Origin of the sequence: Nocardiopsis sp. LOL_012 (genome assembly GCF_048060475.1) — a bacterium.
Lineage (GTDB): Bacteria > Actinomycetota > Actinomycetes > Streptosporangiales > Streptosporangiaceae > Nocardiopsis.
Genome location: NZ_JBHMIV010000004.1, coordinates 88,977 through 104,562 on the forward strand (window position 1 = coordinate 88,977; position 15,586 = coordinate 104,562).

12 protein-coding genes are annotated in these 15,586 nt (G+C 72.7%); 11 read left to right on the plus strand and 1 reads right to left on the minus strand.

Annotated features, from left to right (window positions below):
- Nucleotides 1–109 precede the first annotated feature (109 nt).
- Entirely contained in the window at nt 110–613 is a 504-nt protein-coding gene (locus ACFHWE_RS04030) for a hypothetical protein (protein ID WP_416599227.1), read from the plus strand.
- A gap of 37 nt (nt 614–650) precedes the next feature.
- Nucleotides 651–1,496, plus strand: coding sequence for a Sir2 family NAD-dependent protein deacetylase (locus tag ACFHWE_RS04035; protein WP_416599228.1), 846 nt, complete (start codon nt 651–653; stop codon nt 1,494–1,496).
- Here the strand turns inward: ACFHWE_RS04035 and ACFHWE_RS04040 are convergent, their stop codons facing one another.
- Nucleotides 1,497–3,878, minus strand: a complete 2,382-nt coding sequence (locus ACFHWE_RS04040; RefSeq protein ID WP_416599229.1) for a lysylphosphatidylglycerol synthase domain-containing protein — start codon at nt 3,876–3,878, stop codon at nt 1,497–1,499.
- Between the two features lie 290 nt (nt 3,879–4,168).
- Here ACFHWE_RS04040 and ACFHWE_RS04045 point away from each other — a divergent pair, with 290 nt between their 5' ends.
- The 9 genes from ACFHWE_RS04045 to ACFHWE_RS04085 all read left to right on the plus strand — a co-directional run bounded on the left by ACFHWE_RS04045 (nt 4,169) and on the right by ACFHWE_RS04085 (nt 15,571).
- Nucleotides 4,169–5,404, plus strand: a complete 1,236-nt coding sequence (locus tag ACFHWE_RS04045; protein WP_416599230.1) for a CaiB/BaiF CoA transferase family protein — start codon at nt 4,169–4,171, stop codon at nt 5,402–5,404.
- 2 nt (nt 5,405–5,406) lie between these two features.
- Nucleotides 5,407–6,528 (plus strand): 2-hydroxyacyl-CoA dehydratase, encoded by a 1,122-nt coding sequence (locus ACFHWE_RS04050; protein ID WP_416599231.1) that lies wholly within the window; start codon nt 5,407–5,409, stop codon nt 6,526–6,528.
- Complete coding sequence (locus ACFHWE_RS04055; RefSeq protein WP_416599232.1) at nt 6,525–7,790, plus strand: 2-hydroxyacyl-CoA dehydratase; 1,266 nt, start codon at nt 6,525–6,527, stop codon at nt 7,788–7,790. The genes ACFHWE_RS04050 and ACFHWE_RS04055 overlap by 4 nt, the downstream gene beginning before the upstream one ends.
- A 117-nt stretch (nt 7,791–7,907) precedes the next feature.
- The gene (locus tag ACFHWE_RS04060) at nt 7,908–8,909 is read left to right on the plus strand and encodes a PaaX family transcriptional regulator C-terminal domain-containing protein (RefSeq protein WP_416599233.1); all 1,002 of its coding nucleotides are present in this window, start codon (nt 7,908–7,910) and stop codon (nt 8,907–8,909) included.
- 184 nt (nt 8,910–9,093) lie between these two features.
- Complete coding sequence (locus tag ACFHWE_RS04065; RefSeq protein WP_416599234.1) at nt 9,094–10,233, plus strand: ABC transporter ATP-binding protein; 1,140 nt, start codon at nt 9,094–9,096, stop codon at nt 10,231–10,233.
- Nucleotides 10,230–12,011 (plus strand): ABC transporter permease, encoded by a 1,782-nt coding sequence (locus tag ACFHWE_RS04070; protein ID WP_416599235.1) that lies wholly within the window; start codon nt 10,230–10,232, stop codon nt 12,009–12,011. The genes ACFHWE_RS04065 and ACFHWE_RS04070 overlap by 4 nt, the downstream gene beginning before the upstream one ends.
- 54 nt (nt 12,012–12,065) lie before the next feature.
- Nucleotides 12,066–13,112 carry an ABC transporter substrate-binding protein gene (locus ACFHWE_RS04075; RefSeq protein ID WP_416599236.1) on the plus strand — a complete coding sequence of 349 codons (1,047 nt, stop codon included), beginning with the start codon at nt 12,066–12,068 and terminating at the stop codon, nt 13,110–13,112.
- 24 nt (nt 13,113–13,136) lie between these two features.
- Nucleotides 13,137–14,372, plus strand: coding sequence for a cytochrome P450 (locus ACFHWE_RS04080; RefSeq protein ID WP_416599237.1), 1,236 nt, complete (start codon nt 13,137–13,139; stop codon nt 14,370–14,372).
- A complete protein-coding gene (locus tag ACFHWE_RS04085; RefSeq protein ID WP_416599238.1) occupies nt 14,369–15,571 on the plus strand; it encodes a cytochrome P450 in 1,203 nt (400 codons plus the stop codon). The genes ACFHWE_RS04080 and ACFHWE_RS04085 overlap by 4 nt, the downstream gene beginning before the upstream one ends.
- Nucleotides 15,572–15,586 lie beyond the last annotated feature (15 nt).

The following is a 15,586-nucleotide window of genomic DNA, read 5'->3' on the forward strand; positions in this document are numbered from 1 at the left end:
GGCGGGCCCTTCACCGGGAGAGTAGCGGCCGGTGGGCAGGTCCGCCACCGCACACCGAACTCGCAGCCCTATGTATCATCGTGACTACAAAAAGTCACATGGAGGCTCCATGCGTGCCCTGCGCCGACTCGCCCTGCCCCTCGCCGTCTGCACGGTACTCACTCTCACCGGCTGCACCGCGGCACGCGACACGGCGCTCGGGATCATGCCTGAAGAGCTGCATACCGAAGTCCACGCGGTCAGCGCACTCCTGGAACGGGTGTGCCAGGAGGAGGATCCGTCGCTGACGCGTGGCTTCGTCGGCGGCCAGATGCTCGGCGAAAGCTATGACCGGCACATCGCCCCAACCCTGCAAAGCTCATATGCAAAGAAGATGGACTCATGGGTGCAGCACGTCCGTTTTTACGACACAGGCGCGGTCTGCACCGACCGAACCGTCGCGAAAGCCATCGAGAAAAGCTTCCACGAACGGGTGGGCATCGCCAGCGCTTTGAAACTGAAGAACGAGTTGAGCGAGGCCGACCCACAGTTCCTGTCGGAGGCGGCGAGCGGGTACCGCGCCTCCCTGGAGGAGTGGGTCGACACCGAACTGGGCGAGCGCTCCGGCGGCTGACCGGACCGGGCTGGACGCGGCGCGTATCCTCGGCAGCGTGACCAGCACGCTCCACACCGGCGAGGCCGCGGACTGGGCCGCGCGCGTCCGCCGGGCCCTGGGGCCGGGGCCCGTGGCCGCCGTGACCGGGGCCGGGATGTCCACCGACTCCGGCATCCCCGACTACCGCGGCCCGGACTCACCACCGCGCACGCCGATGACCTACCAGCAGTTCACCGGCGATCCCGCCTTCCGTCGCCACTACTGGGCGCGCAACCACGTGGGCTGGCACCACATGGACCGGGTCCGCCCCAACGACGGGCACCGCGCACTGGCCGACCTCGAACGCCTCGGCGCGGTCCGCGGAGTCATCACCCAGAACGTGGACACCCTGCACTCGGTCGCGGGCAGCGAGCACGTCATCGACCTGCACGGGCGCTACGACCGGGTGGTCTGCCTGTCGTGCTCCGAACGCACCTCCCGCGCCCGCCTGGCCGAGCGCCTCGCCGCGCTCAACCCCGGCTTCACCGCCGACGTACCCGACGTGGAGATCGCCCCGGACGCCGACGCCGCCCTGACCTCCACCGAGGGCTTCCGGGTGGCCGACTGCGCCTCCTGCGGCGGCGTGCTCAAGCCCGACATCGTCTACTTCGGCGAGAACGTGCCCAAGGGGCGCGTCCACGACGCCTACCGGATGGTCGACGAGGCACGGGCCCTGCTCGTGGCGGGCTCCTCGCTGACCGTGCTGTCGGGGCGCCGCTTCGTCAAGCACGCCGCCGAGCAGGGCAAGCCGGTGGTCATCGTCAACCGGGGCGCGACGCGCGCCGACCATCTGGCGGCGCTCACCGTGGACGCGGGCTGCTCCCCCGTCCTGCGGTCCCTGGCCGAGTCGTACCGCGCCTGATCAGATGGCCTCACGGCGCTGGAGGTGGGAGAAGGCCGCCCAGCCCGGCAGCACGGGGAACCAGAAGGTGAGTACCCGGAACAGCAGGACGGCGGGGAAGGCGGCCTCGGCGGGCACCCCTGCCACGGTGGTCAGACCGCCGATCAGGGCGGCCTCCACCGCGCCGAGTCCGCCCGGGGTGGGCGCGGCCGACCCGATCGCGTTGCCCGCCAGGAACACCACCGCGACCGCGACGAGGCTGACCCCGGTTCGGGGGGCGGTGAAGGCCAGCACCGAGAAGTGCAGGCACAGGACGAACCCGACGGTGAGCAGGAGGGTTCCGCCCACCCCCAGGGCGAGGCTGGCGGGCCGTTGCAGCGTGTCCAGCAACCGGGGCAGCACGCCCCGCAGGTAGGGGGCGGCGCGGTCGGCGATCGGCCGGCGCAGCTTGGGCAGGAAGAGGACGGCGGCGACGGCGGCGGTGCCCGCGGCGGCGATGGCGACGACGGTCGGCGATGGGGTGAAGCCCGTCCAGTAGGAGGTGCCGGTCAGGTAGGCGCACACCAGCAGGAGGGGGACGTGCAGGGCGAAGCCCACGAGCTGGCTGAGCCCCACTGCGGAGACCGCCAGCGGTGTGGGCGCGCCGGACTTGACGGCGAACCGGGTGTTGATGGCCAGCGCGCCCAGTCCGGCGGGGGCGGCGATGCGCAGGAACGATCCGGCGTACTGCACCATGAGGGTGCGCCACCAGGGCAGGCGGACGGGGACGAACCCGATGAGGGCCATCGCGGCGGCGACCATGCACAGCGTGGCCATGGCGAAGGCCGCGGCGGTCCATCCCGGCCGGGCCGCGCCGATACCCCGTAGGTCGACCCCGGCGAGCTGGTAGGCCAGGGCCAGGCCCACGGCGGTCACGACGATCACGCTGACGACGGTGCGCGGGCGCATCCGTTCCAGGCGGGCGGGGGCGGCGGGGGCCTCGGGCGCGGCGGCGGCGATGCGGGCGCGTACGTCAGCGAGCAGGCCGGAGTGCGCGCGCAGCCGTCTGCGCAGGTCGGAGGGGAGGCCGGCGGGCTGGAGCAGGGGCAGCAGGGCGGCGGTGGCGGGTAGGCCCAGGGCGCGCACGGCCGACCCGACGGCGCGTTCGGGGCCCACCCGCAGTGCCAGCAGCGTCAGCATGGCGGCGTTGTCCAGGGCGGTCTTGAGCGGGTGGGCGGCGACGGCACCGCGGTCGATACCGGTGAGGGCCACGGAGCCGTCGCCCTGGACGCCGACGGTGGCTCCGCTGATCCGGCCGTGGGCGATACGGCGCCGGTGCAGGTCGCCCAGTGTCCTCCAGCAGCGTTCGAGCAGGTCGCCGGTGCACTCGTCCGGCTCCAGGCCGTCCAGGGCGCGCGTGTCGAGGATCTCGCGTGCCAGGAGGACGGTCTCGGGGCCGAGTTCGCCCAGGGCCAGGACTCGGGGGACGGTGACGCCCGCGTCGTGTGCTGCGAAGCCCAGGAGGGCGGCGTGCTCGGCGCGGCGCCGCACCCCGTAGAGCATGCGGGGCGCCACGGGGCCGCGCAACAGGAGCAGGTCGCGCAGCCGCCGCCAGAATCCGGCGGTGTTCTCCGAGCTCAGGACGGTCAGTTCCACGCGCGTCCCGTCGTCGAGTTCGGCGATGTGGCGGGGGTGCCCCTCGTCGTCGGTGTCGGCGGGGCGGACGGCGGTGGCGTGCATGCCGAACCTGCGCAGTTCGTCGCGCAGGCGTGTGTCGGTGGGGTCGACGGGGACCACGCCGACGGCGTAGCGGGCCAGCGCGGCGCACAGCAGGCCGGACAGGCCGGTCAGGACGAGGGCGAGTGCGGTGGTGACCAGGGCCAGGAGCGCGCCGACGGCCACGACGGCGATGCCGGTCCACATCAGGGAGCGGACCCGGGGCAGTCCGGCGGGCATGGTCAGGGTGAAGGCGACGCAGGCCGCGGCGTAGCCGAGGGTGGCGTTGGTGACGACGTCGGCGGGGGACCCGGTGAGGATGGCGACGACGTCGCGCGAACCCAGGATGGCGACCAGTGCCGCGTTGATGAGGGCGGCCAAGGCGTAGGCGCTGACCGCCGCGGCGGCGACGCGCAGCAGGTCGCGTCCGCTGCCCTTGACGAGGGTGCGCAGCACGACGAAGCACATGAGCACGATGAGCAGGAGGTTGGCGCTCACCCCGGCGAGGAAGAGCAGGCCGCGGGGGAGCAGGGCGCCGAGTTCGGCGGGGGCGGTGACCTGTTCGCCGTTGGAGAGGGCGCGGACCGTGAGCAGGATCGCGGCGACGGCGAGCAGTCCGGCCGCACCCGCGAGCAGGTCGACGGGTCTGCGGGGGGCGCTCGGGGAGCGGCGCCCCGGCCGGGTGGTCTCTCGGGTCGGGCTTGTCACGTCCCCAGCCTGCCGGAACCGCGGTGCTCGGCGCACGACGGGCCCGGGTGTTTCGCGCCGGACGGTGCGGTGTTCGGCCTGCGTGCGGCCCGGCAGATGGCGCGGCCGCGGGACTGATCCCGCACCGCCCCCGGAGAGCCCGTGGCCGCTCGCGCGGCCACGGGCTCCACCATTCCCCTCGGGGCCCGATGAACCCCCGGACATTATACTCGTCAATATCTTGACGATCGTCATCTTTTAGACGAATGTATTGTTCCGGAGCCGCACCACGGCACCGCCGAGGGGAGAACATGCCTGAACAGCCACTGGCCGGACGCACCGTCATCGACCTCACCAACGCCCTCGCCGGCCCGTACGCGACCCTGCTCCTGGCGGGGCTCGGCGCCACGGTCGTCAAGGTGGAGAACCCCGCCGGGGGCGACCCCGCGCGGGGCAACGCTCCCTACGCGGGGCGCGACGGGTTCTCCCTCGCCTCGCGCGGGGACGAGGACATGTCGGTCTCGATGCTCGTGCGCGGCCGCAACAAGCTCGGCGCCACCCTCGACCTGAAGAACCCCCGCTCCCGGGAGGTCTTCGCCGACCTGGTGCGCGCCGCCGACGTCGTCGTGGAGAACTACAGCCCCGGCGTCACCGAACGCCTGGGGGTGGACTACGCGACCGTGCGCGGACTCAACCCCCGCATCGTCTACACCTCGATCACCGGGTTCGGCCCCGAGGGCGGCCCCGGCCCGGGCAAGGCGATGGACACCATCGTCCAGGCGCTCAGCGGGGTGATGATGACCGCCGGCGAGCCCGGAGAGCCGCCGGTCCGCTTCGGCCTGCCCGTGGGAGACCTGCTCGCGCCGCTGTTCGCGGTCATCGGCACGCTCTCGGCGCTGGTGCAGGCCGACCGCACCGGCCAGGGCCAGCACGTGGACGTGTCCATGCTGGGCGCGCTGACCTCCCTAGTGGCCTGCGAGCCCTTCGAGGCCCAGGAGGCCGTGGGCCTGGAGCAGCGCACCGGGAACCTGCTGCCGCGTCTGGCCCCCTTCGGACTGCTGGCCGCCTCCGACGGCCACATCGCCCTGTGCGCGCCGACCGACCCCTTCGCCCACGGCGTCCTGCGCGCGATGGACCGCGCCGACCTGGTGGAGGACCCCCGGTTCGGCACACGCGACGAGCGGGTGCGCAACGCCGACGCGCTGCACGCCCTGATCGGCGACTGGGCCCGCGGGCGCACCGCCGCCGAGGCGGTGGCGGCCCTCAACGCCGAGGGGGTGGCCGCCGCCCAGGTGCGCGGCCCCGTCGAGGCCGCCCGCGACCCCCTGGTCACCTCCCGCGAGGAGGTCGTGCCCGTGGACCACCCCGAGTTCGGCACGGTGGAGGGCCTGTCCGCCACCGGCCTGCCCATCCGCTTCTCCGACTCCCGGGTGGGCTTCGACCGCCCCGCCCCCGGCCTGGGCGCGGACAACCACCGCGTCTACGGCGACCTGCTGGGCTACACCGAGGAGCGCATCGCCGACCTGACCGCCGAAGCGGTGATCTGACCATGGCCACAGCCTGGGAGGAACTCTCCGCCCGCTCCGCCGACACTCCCGCCCAAGCCCGCGCCCGGTGGGCGCCCGAGGGCCCGGTCGTGGGCTACGTGGGCGCCGACGTCCCCGTGGAGGCGCTGACGGCCGCCGGGGCCCTGGGGGTGCGGCTGCGCGGCATACCCGGCTCCGACCCCTCGACCGGGGACCGCTACCTGGGACGCGGCCTCGACCCGGCCGCGCGGGCCCTGCTCTCCGACCTGGTCGGCGGCGCCTTCGAGGGCCTGGACGCCGTGGTCGTCTCCCGCGACTGCGAGGCGTCCGCGCGGCTGTTCTACGCTCTGCGCGAGCTGCGCCGGATCGAACCGGAGACGGTGCCCGTCCCGGTGCACCTGGTCGACGTGCTGCACCTGCCGCACCGCTCCACCACGCGCTACGTGCGCACCGAGATCGGGCGGCTGCGCGAGGTGCTGGGGTCCTGGACCGGCCGGACCGTCGACGCGGACGCCCTGGCCAAGGCGATCACCGCCCACGACCGGCTGCGGAGCCTGCTCTCCCGCCTTTCCGACCTGCGGCGCAGCCGCCCGGCCCGACTGGGCGGCACCCACCTGCTGGAGGCGGTGGCCGCCACCACACGCATGCCGGTGGAGCGCGCCACCGAACTGCTGGAGGCCGTGCTCGCCGACCCCGCCTTCCTGCCTGGCGCGGAGGGGGTCCGCGTGTTCGCCACCGGCAGCTCCCACGACACCCCGGCGGTCTACGCGGAGCTGGAGCGGCTCGGCCTGCTCATCGCCGGGGAGGACCACGACTGGGGCGAGTTGCTCTCCCACCGGCTCGTGGGCGGGACCACCGAGGCGGCGCTGGCCGAGCGCTACCAGTACAACGGGCCGACGTCGCAGCGGGCGTCGATCGTCCGGCGCGCCGGACACACCGCCGCCGCGGCGCGGGCCTGCGGGGCGAAGGCCCTGGTGTGCTACGTGCGCGAGCACGACAACGCCCCGCCGTGGGACTTCACCGCCCAGAGGGAGGCGGCCGGCCTGCCCGCCGTGCTCCTGGACCGACAGCCCCACGGCGGGCTCACCGAGGAGGCGTCGTCGCGTGCGGCGGCGCTGCGCGAGACGATTGCGGGGTCGGATTGAGCGAGCGACTGGAAACGGCGCGGGCCGCACTGGCCCACCAGCGGGCGTGGTTCGCGCGGCTGCACGAACGCGCCGCGGAGGGCACTCCGGTGGCACTGGTCAACGCCGACACCCCGCACGAGATCCTGCGCACCATGGACATCCCCTACGTGGTGGCCCAGTGGTGGACCTCCATCATCGCCGCCAAGGGCCGGGGCCAGGACTACCTGCGGCTGGTGCGCGAGCGCGGACTGCCCGACGACATCGAGCAGTACAACGCGCTGTCCCTGGGCTCGCTGCTGGACCCGGAGCCGGAGTCCGCGCCCTGGGGCGGCCTGCCGCGCCCCTCCCTCGTCCTGGGCGAGACCACCGGCGACGCGGCGCGCAAGATCTTCGACGTGTGGGGCGCCGAGCCCGGTACCACGTTCTTCCCGCTGGAGAGCGCGGCCGAGGCCGAGGTGCCCGAGCGCTGGTGGGAGCTGATGCCGCACCGGTGGGAGGAGGCGGTGGGAACCGACCGGATCGACCTCATGGCCGAGGAGCTGACGGGGCTGGTCCGCTTCCTGGAGGCCACCACCGGCCGGGTGTTCTCCGAGGCGCGCTTCGACGAGGTCATGGCGCTGGCCAACGAGCAGGCGGAGTGGAACCGGCGCACCCGCGACCTCATCGCGGCGGCGCGGCCCTGCCCGGTGCACGTCACCGACACCTTCCCCGCGGTGATGGTGCCGCAGTGGCACCGCGGCACCGAGTGGGCGCGTGACGCCGCCCGGGCGCTGCACGACGAGGTGGCCGAACGGGTGCGCTCGGGGCGGGCGGCGTGCGGGGGCGAGCGGCTCCGGCTGATGTGGGTGGGCCGCGGCCTGTGGTTCGACCTGGACTTCTACCGGCGGTTCGAGGACTCCCACGGCGCGGTGTTCGTGTGGTCGATGTACCTGGCCATCGCCGCCGACGGCTACGCCCGCCACGGCGGGGAGCCGATGCGCGCCCTGGCGGCGCGCTTCGCGGCCTTCTCCGACCAGCTCTACACGCCGCCGTGGTCCTCGGAGTGGTACGTGAAGGAGGCCCGCCACCACGGCGTGGACGGGGTGGTGCACCTGGTCTCCGACGACGAGCGCGGCGGATACTTCACCACCCGCGCGCTGGAGGCGGCGGGGATCCCCGTCCTGGAGCTGCACGCCGACAACGTGGACGCCCGTACCGGAGGGGAGGTACTGGGTCGTACCGTCCGGGAGTGGCTGGAACGCGAGGTCGCACCGCGTGCGGACCGGCCGGATGCACAGTGAGGGCGGACATGGAATAATGCGGTGAATGTACGGCCCCCCAGCCGATCCGGTCGAACCTCGGTCCCAGTGCGGCCACCCGTCTCCGACCGCACCGATGCCGATGAGGGGGCGAGAGCGGTGAACCCGGCGGCCCCCGGCCCCAAGGACGCCAAGCCGCAGCAGTTGCTGCGCGCCCTGCTCGGCGACTTCTGGCACTGGCGCGAGGAGCACCTGCCCTCCGCCGCTCTGGTGGAGCTGCTCGGCGACTTCGACGTCACCCCCGCCGGAGCCCGGTCGGCGCTGCGGCGCCTGGCCGCCCGCGGCCTGCTCACGGTGGAGCGCAACGGGCGCACCACCGCCTACGGCATCCCGCGACGCTCGGCGGCGGTGATCGTGGAGCATGCCTACCGCATGCTCTCCTTCGGCGCCTCTGCGCCCTCGTGGGACGGCCTGTGGACCGTGGTGGTCTTCTCCGTGCCAGAAAGGGAGCGCTCCCTGCGCTCAGAGCTGCGCTCCCGGCTGCGCGTCCTGCGGTTCGCGCCGCTCTACGACGGAGTGTGGGTCACCCCGCACGACCGGGTGGAGGGCGTCTCGGATGCCTTGGACGAGCTGGGCACCACCACCGCGACCGTGCTGCGCTCCACCGAGGCGGGGGGCACCGAACGGCTGCAGCGGGCCTTCGATCTGGCCCCCTACACACGGCGCTACCGGGAGTTCGCCGAACACTACGAACCGCTGCTGGAACGCGCCGAGGCCGGCCGTGTGGACCCGGCCGAGGCGTTGCGCGTGCGCACCGTGGTCGGGGCGCGGTGGCGCCGCTTCGAGGAGACCGACCCGGACCTGCCCGCCGAGCTGCTGCCCGCCGATTGGGAGCGCGACCGGGCCTACCAGGTGTTCCTGGGGATCTACGAGCGGCTGGGTACCCTCGCCGAACTGCGGTTCCGCCAGGTGGTCGGGCGGATCTCCCCCGATCTCGCGGAGCTGTCGGCCCGCCACCGCCTGGCGGGGATCACCGAACTGTACGAGTCACTCGCGGAACATCCCAGTGGTGACACTCCGTTCGAGAGGGCCGCCGACGCACGCCGCCTGCGCGACGCCGAGAACGGCTCCCCTCGGCACTCCGACGAACACCACAGGTAAGAGCCGTCCGCCCGTCGCCCGGCTACCCGGTCATCCGACCAGCCGTTCTCACCCCGGGTGACCATCCTGCACAGGCGTCGCGAATGAAGTACGTCAAAATCTTGACGACCGACACAATTTAGACGATAGTGTCCTGCACCACAGTTTCCGCCCCCGCACCGCACCGCCCTTAGGAGGGCCGTCGATGAACCACCCCTCCCCCAGTGACGGCCGTGAACCCGTCGTCCGGGTCGAACAGCTCGTCAAGGAGTTCCAGCGCCGCGACGGCTCCCCCGTCAAGGCGATCGACCACGTCTCCTTCGACGTCCACGCCGGGGACTTCCTGGTCCTCCTCGGCCCCAGCGGATGCGGCAAGACGACGCTGCTGCGCTCCCTCGCCGGGCTGGAGACCCCGGACGCCGGCACGATCAGCTTCGCCGGGAGGCCGCAGTTCTCTCCCGAGCACGGAGTCAACGTACCGCCGGAGAAGCGTGGCGTCAGCATGGTCTTCCAGTCCTACGCCCTGTGGCCGCACATGACGGCCTTCCGCAACGTCGCCTATCCTCTCCAGTCCCGCAAGGGCGCACGCATCTCGCGCTCCGAGACCGCCCGGCGGGTCCGGGAGGTCCTGGAGATGGTCGGTATCCCCGAACTGGAGCACAGCCACGTCTCCCAGATGAGCGGCGGCCAGCAGCAGCGCGTGGCCCTGGCCCGCGCCCTGGTCGGCGGCGACTCGCTGGTGCTCTTCGACGAGCCGCTGTCCAACGTCGACGCCAAGGTGCGCGAGCAACTGCGCGTCGAACTGGTCTCCCTCCAGCGCGAACTGGGCTTCGCCGCGGTCTTCGTCACCCACGACCAGGACGAGGCGATGCAGCTCGGCACCCGGATCGCCGTCCTGGACTCCGGCCGCCTGGTGCAGCTCGCCCCGCCCCTGGAGGTCTACACCCAGCCCGCCAACCGCTACGTCGCCTCGTTCGTGGGGACGATGAACGAGTGCCCGGGCCGGGTCACCGCCGTCAAGGGCGAGACCGCCGAGGTCGAGACCGAGCTGGGCACCCTGACCGGCCGCGTCAGCGGCGGCCTCAGCGTGGGCGACCGGGCGGCGGCCATGTGGCGCCCCGAGAACGGCACCCTGACCACCGGCGAGCCCGTCGCAGCCAACCGCCTGCGGGGCCGGGTCAAGGCCTCGCTGTTCGTCGGCGCCTACACCGAGCAGGTCGTCGACGCCGCCGGACGCGAACTGCGGGTGCGCAGCGCCGGGGCCGCCCTCCAGGAGCACGGCTCCGAGGTCTGGGTCGAGGCCGCCGAGGCCGACACCCTCGTCATGCCGCTGGAGGACGTGTGAGCACCGCGACCGCCCCCGCACCCCCCACTCCTCCCCTGCCGCCCGCACGCGGCCCGCTCCGCCGCCTGCGCGACCGCTCCTCCTTCGAGAAGGCCGGACTGATCATCGGCGGCGTCCTCGTCGCCCTGGTCATGGTGCCCCTGCTACGGGTCGCGGTCGGCCTGTTCTGGGTCGACGGCGCCTTCACCGCCAGCCCGATCACCCGGACCCTCAGCTACCCCGGCCTGGGCGAGCTGCTCCTGAACACGGTGATCGTGGTCGTGGGCAGCAGCCTGGCGGCCTGGGTCATCGGGGCCCTGCTGGCCTGGCTCAACGAGCGGACCAACGCCCGGATGGGCCTGCTCACCGACTCGCTGCCGCTGCTGCCGTTCCTGCTGCCCCCGGTGGCCGGGGCCGTGGGCTGGGTCATGCTGCTCTCGCCCAACGCGGGCCTGCTCAACAGTTGGATCCGCGACGCGGTGGGGCTCGTGGGCATCGAGATGGAGAGCGGCCCCTTCGACATCCACAGTTGGTACGGCGTCATCATGGTGTTCGCCTTCTACGCCGTGCCCTTCGTGTTCATGACCACCTCCGCCGGGCTGCGCAACCTGGACTCCTCCCTGGAGGAGGCCTCCCGGCTCAGCGGGGCGAGCGTGTGGCGCACGATGCGCAAGGTGACCCTGCCCATGGTCGCCCCGAGCCTGGGCGCCGGCCTGCTGCTGTGCGTGTGGTTCGGCGCGGGCATGTTCTCCCTGCCCGCGATCGTCGGCGCCCCCGCCGGCATCGACGTGCTCTCGGTGGAGATCGTCCGACTGCTGACCTTCACCTACCCGCCCGACACCGAGGTCGCGGTCGGCCTGAGCATGTTCGTGGTCGGTTTCGTGGGCATCGCCTACATGATCCAGGCCTGGATCCTGCGGCGCGGGCACCACGCCACCGTCGGCGGCAAGGGCGGCAGCACCCGCCGCATCGACCTGGGCGCCTGGAAGTGGCCGATGCGCGCCCTGGTCCTGGGATACGTGTTCTTCTCCACGATCCTGCCGGTGATCGCCCTGGTGCTGGTCTCCCTCAACGGCTACTGGACCCCGAACATCGCCTGGGGCGACCTGGACCTGGACTCGCTGCGCCGCACCGTGTTCGACGACCCGCTCACCCAGCAGGCCCTGGCCAACAGCCTCGGGCTGGGCGTGGTCGGCGGGATCATCGGCATCCTCAGCGCCGCGGTCGTCGCGCTCTACGTCGCCCGCCACCGCACCGTCCTGGCCCGCTCCATGGACGCCGGGATCAAGCTCCCCGCGGCGGTGTCCAACATGGTGATCGCGGTGGGCATCCTGCTGGTGTTCGGCGGAGCGCCGTTCATGCTCTCGGGCACCCTGGTGATCCTGCTCATCGGCTACCTGGCCCTGTACATGCCCCAGGCGTCGATCGCCGCCGACGCGGCGGTCAGCGGCGTGGGCGAGGAACTGCCGGAGGCGGCCGCGGTCTCCGGGGCCTCCCCGCTGCGCGTGTTCCGCACCGTCCACCTGCCGCTGATGCTGCCCGGACTCGTCGCCGGCTGGGCGATGCTGTTCATCCGCATGGTCGGCGACCTGACCGCCTCGGCGATCCTGGCCGGAACCAGCAACTCCGTGGTCGGCTTCCGCATCCTCGAACGCTTCGAGAACGGCTCCTTCGCCGACCTGGCCGCACTGTCCACCGTGCTGGTCCTGGTGACCGCCGTGGTGCTCGTCGCGGTCCTGTCCTACACCCGGTTCGCCGCGCGAAGGACCGGCACCAGAGCCCGGGTCGGCGGCGTGTGACACACGCCGACCGGTCCGTTCCCCCCCGATGAATCAACCCCCCGGAGGAAGACCATGATGATCAACCGAAACCGCCTCCCCTGGCTCGGAGCGGGCGCCGCGCTCGTGCTCGCGCTCAGCGCCTGCGGCGGCGGCTCCGAAGAAGGCGGCACCGGCGGCGGCGACGCGGCGAACCAGGTCGACGACCCCGAACTCCAGGCGCTCATCGAGGCCGCCCAGGAGGAGGGTTCACTCACCCTGTACGGCGCGCCGGACGAGCACCTGCTGCGTGCCGTGGCCGAGGAGTTCACCGCCCTGTACGACGTGAGCGTGGAGCCGGTCCGCCTGGTCTCCTCCGACCTGGCGCAGCGCTACTCCGCCGAGGCCGAGACGGGCAGCCCCGCCGCCGACGCGTTCCTGCTGACCCACTCCCCCTTCTACGAGGAGGCCTTCGCCGAGGGGTGGATCACGCCGCTGTCGGAGGCGGGCGTCCCGGGCATGCCCGAGGACTACCCGCAGGACTACCTCGTCGACGACGGCGAGACCGCCCTGGTCAGCCTGGTGCCCACCCTCATGGTCTACAACACCGACGCGGTCGGGGAGGCGCCGGAGAGCTGGGAGGCCTACGCCGATCCCCAGTACAAGGGCCAGCTCGCCATCGCCGACCCCTCCAGCTCCCCGGCCAACCTGGCCTTCTGGCAGCTGATGCGCGACGAGTACGGCGACGCGTTCCTGGAGGGCGTGGCCGCCAACGAGCCCACCTGGCACAACAGCGCCGTGCCCGGCACCCAGGCCGTGGCCGCCGGCGAGGACTCGCTGGGCCACCCCGGCGTGCAGGCCATCGTGAACAACCTCCAGGGCGAGGGCGCCCCGCTGGAGGGCGTCCTGCCCGGCCCGACGACCGGACCGGAGATCGCGCTGGGCCTGTCGGCCGAGTCCGCCAACCCCAACGCCGCCGCGCTGTTCGCCCACTACATCCTCTCCGAGGCGGGCAGCACGCACCTGGCCGAGATCTCCGACGCCGCCTCCCCCTACGGCTACGGCCTGGACACCTTCAACCGTCCCATCGCCGTCTCCGATGAACAGGCCGCGCAGATCGCGGAGCTGTTGGGCACCAACTAACACCAGAAGCAGAGGAGGGCACCGATGACCGACCGCCCCACCGAGGAGACCCCCGAACACGCGGTCCGCGAACTGACCGACGACTTCGACCCCAGGGCGCCGGAGACCTTCACCAGCGCACACGAGAACTACGCCCGGATGCGCCGGGAGTGCCCCGTCGCGCACAGCCAGACCTACGACGGTTTCTGGGCCCTGTTCCGGCACGAGGACGTCAACCGAGTCCTGCGCGACCCGGACACCTTCACCACGTCGGTGCAGAACACCGTCCCCAAGTTCGCCTTCACCGGTCGGCGCCCTCCTCTGCACCTCGATCCCCCCGAGCACACCTCCTACCGGAGGGTGATCAACCGGTTCTTCACCCCCGGCAAGATGCGCGCCATCCACCCCAGGGTGCGCGAGGCCTCGGTGGAACTGCTGCAACCCCTGATCGACGCCGGCTACGGCGACATGTCCGGCGACTACGCCCGCACGTTCCCGGCGGTGGTCTTCGCCGAGTTCTTCAACCTGCGGCGGGAGCAGTCGGCGCTGATCAAGGAGATCAGCTCCCACTACGTCGCCGCGATCATCCAGGTCGACGACGCCACCGTCAAACGGCTCAGCGGCAGGCTCTACGAGATCGCCCAAGCGGTCATCGACGAGCGCCGCGCAAGCCCGATGGACCCCGCCGAGGACCTCACCACCGCCCTGATGCAGGCCACCCACGACGGCCAGCCCCTGCCCCCGGACATGGTCCTGGGCTGTGTGCGCCAACTGCTGGTGACCGGAATGGTCGCGCCCAGCGTCTTCATCGGCAACATGTTCGTGCACCTGGACCGCCACCCGGACCTGGCGCGCACGCTGCGCGAGCGGCCGGAGCGGATCCCGGCCGCGGTGGAGGAGTTCCTGCGCCTGTACGGCCCCTACCGGGGCATGGCCCGCACCGCCCGCAAGGACGTCGTCTTCGGCGGGCGCCTCATCAAGGCCGGGGAGCCGATCGCCCTGGTGTACACCTCCGCCAACCGCGACTCGGAGGTCTTCCCCAACGGGGAGGAGTTCGAGTTCGACCGGCCCAACCTCAAGGACCACATCTCCTTCGGCGGCGGGGTGCACAGCTGCCCCGGCGCCCCGCTCGCCCGCATCATGATGACCGTGACCCTGGAGGAGGCGCTCGCGCGCACCGAGGACTTCGCGGTCACCGGGGAGGTCGAGATGGCCAAGTGGGCGGAGTGGGGCACCAACAAGGTGCCGATGCGCTTCACCCCGGCCCGGAGACCGTCATGAGCGGGTCCTGCCCGCACACCGGCCTCGCCGACGACTTCGACCCGTCGGCGAGCCAGGACCCCGCGGACGTGTACGCGATGTACGCGCGGCTGCGCAGCGAGTGCCCGGTGGCCTACAGCGGTGCCTACGGCGGCCACTGGGCGCTCAGCCGCTACGCCGACGTCCGGGCCGCCGCGGGCGACGCGCGGACCTTCATCTCCTCGGTGCGCGCCGTGGTCCCCAGCGACCCGCGGGGTCTGCGGCGCCCCCCGCTCAACTACGACGCCCCTGAGCACACCCCCTACCGCAGGGCGCTGGACCGCACCTTGCAGCGCGCCCGCGTGGCGGCCCTGGCCGATCCCCTGAACGGGCACGCCGAGCGCGAGCTGCGGCCGCTGCTGGAGCGCGGCGGGGGCGACATCGCCCAGGAGTACGGGGCGCGGTTCCCCGCGTGGGTGACCGTGGAGTGGCTCAACCTGAGCCCGGAGACGGCGCCCGTACTCGCCCACCACGCCTCCCGCTGGGTCAACGCCTGGCGCGAGCAGGACCGCGAGGCGGTGAACGAGCACAGCGGGCGCATGTACGACATCGCCCGCGAACTCGTGGCCGCGCGTGAGCGCGCACCGCTGCCCGTGGAGCGCGACCCCGCCAGTTCGCTGCTGGCCGAACGGCCCGGCGGGGTCCCCCTGGACCGCGAGGGCGTCGTGGGCGCGCTGCGCCAGTGCCTGGTCGTGGGCATGGTGGCGCCCCCCATCATCCTGGGTTCGGTCTGCCGCCACCTGGCCCTGGACCGGGCCCTGCAGCACGAGCTGCGCGAGCGGCCCGAACTGCTGCCGGAGGCGATGGAGGAGTTCCTGCGGCTGTACACCCCCTACCGGGGGTTCGCCCGGACCGTGGCCACCGAGCAGACCCTGCACGGGCGCACGATCCGCCCCGGTGAGCCGGTGACGCTGTCCTACGCCTCCGCCAACCGCGACGGCGCGGTCTTCCCCGACCCCGACACCTTCCGGATGGGGCGGCCCAACATCGCCGAGCACCTGGCCTTCGGGCGGGGGCGGCACCACTGCGCGGGGATGCCGCTGGCGCGGCTGGGCCTGCTCACCGCACTGCGCACCCTGTTGCAGCGCACCCGGCTGTTCACCCTGGACGGCGAGGTCGAGGGGGCCCGGATGCCCGAGGTCGGCGCGGTGTCGGTGCCGCTGCGCCTGGAAGCGGCATGAGGCCCCGTCCCCTCA